The organism is Streptomyces sp. UNOB3_S3 (genome assembly GCF_020740895.1).
Lineage (GTDB): Bacteria > Actinomycetota > Actinomycetes > Streptomycetales > Streptomycetaceae > Streptomyces.
Genome location: NZ_JAILXP010000690.1, coordinates 1 through 1,344 on the forward strand (window position 1 = coordinate 1; position 1,344 = coordinate 1,344).

The 1,344-nt window shown below is 70.4% G+C and carries 2 protein-coding genes; both read right to left on the reverse strand.

Annotation, left to right across the window (positions count from 1 at the left end):
• Positions 1-50: 50 nt before the first annotated feature.
• Positions 51-1,082: a 6-phosphofructokinase gene (locus K6I33_RS35050; RefSeq protein ID WP_229358832.1), complete on the reverse strand. Its 1,032-nt coding sequence runs from the start codon at positions 1,080-1,082 to the stop codon at positions 51-53.
• Positions 1,083-1,135: 53 nt separating this feature from the next.
• A partial coding sequence (locus K6I33_RS35055; protein WP_229358833.1) for a response regulator transcription factor occupies positions 1,136-1,344 on the reverse strand: 209 nt, incomplete at its 5' end.

Below are 1,344 nucleotides of genomic sequence, written 5' to 3' on the forward strand. Positions count from 1 at the left end.
GACAGGGTGGGGGAGGACCGCGCCGAAGGCGCGGAAACCCCCACGGCGGGTCAGCCGAAGAACGTCTTGGCCTCCTCGTAGAGCGCGACCGGTACGGTCTTCAGCCGCGCCGTGGCATCGGCCAAAGGAACGCGGACGATATCCGCCCCCCGAAGCGCGACCATCGTCCCGAAGTCCCCGTCCCGCACAGCGTCAATCGCGTGCAGCCCAAACCGCGTGGCGAGCCAACGATCGAACGCGCTCGGCGTCCCCCCGCGCTGCACATGCCCCAGCACGGTCGTCCGCGCCTCCTTCCCCGTGCGGGACTCGATCTCCTTCGCCAGCCACTCCCCCACCCCGGAGAGCCGGACGTGCCCGAAGGAGTCCAGCGCGGCGGCGCCCTTCAGGACCACGTCGCCGTCCCTCGGCATGGCACCCTCCGCCACGACCACGATCGGGGCGTAACTGGCCCGGAACCGGGAGGTGACCCACCCGCAGACCTGATCGACATCGAACCGCACCTCGGGGACGAGGATGACGTTGGCGCCGCCCGCCAGGCCGGAGTGGAGGGCGATCCAGCCCGCGTGCCGGCCCATGACCTCGACCACCAGAACCCGCATATGGGACTCGGCGGTGGTGTGGAGGCGGTCGATGGCCTCGGTGGCGATGTTGACGGCGGTGTCGAAGCCGAAGGTGTAGTCGGTGGCGGAGAGGTCGTTGTCGATGGTCTTGGGCACGCCGACGCAGCGGACGCCGTACTCGTCGCTCAGCCGGGCGGCGACGCCGAGGGTGTCCTCGCCGCCGATGGCGATCAGGGCGTCCACGCCGTGTTCGGCGAGGTTCTCCGTGATGCGGCGGACGCCGTCGGGCTCCTTGAAGGGGTTGGTCCGGGAGGATCCGAGGATGGTGCCGCCGCGCGGCAGGATGCCCCGTACCGCCGGGATGCCGAGGGGGACGGCGGAGCCGTGGAGCGGGCCCCGCCAGCCGTCCCTGAAGCCGATGAAGTCGTGACCGTGGTCCTGGACGCCCTTGCGGACGATCGCGCGGATGACCGCGTTGAGGCCGGGGCAGTCGCCGCCGCCGGTGAGTACTCCGATCCGCATGACACACCTTCCGTTCGCCGGGGGTCCGAAGCCGCCCGGCCGGGAACGCGCGGTCAGGCGTCGTCGAGACCTCGCTCTATCGCGTAGCGGACGAGCTCCACGCGGTTGTGCAGCTGGAGCTTGCCCAAGGTGTTCTGCACATGGTTCTGCACCGTCCGGTGGGAAATAACCAGCCGTTCGGCGATCTGCTTGTACGACAGTCCCTTGGCGACCAGACGGAGGACCTCCGTCTCCCGGTCGGTGAGCCGGGGTGCCCCGGGCT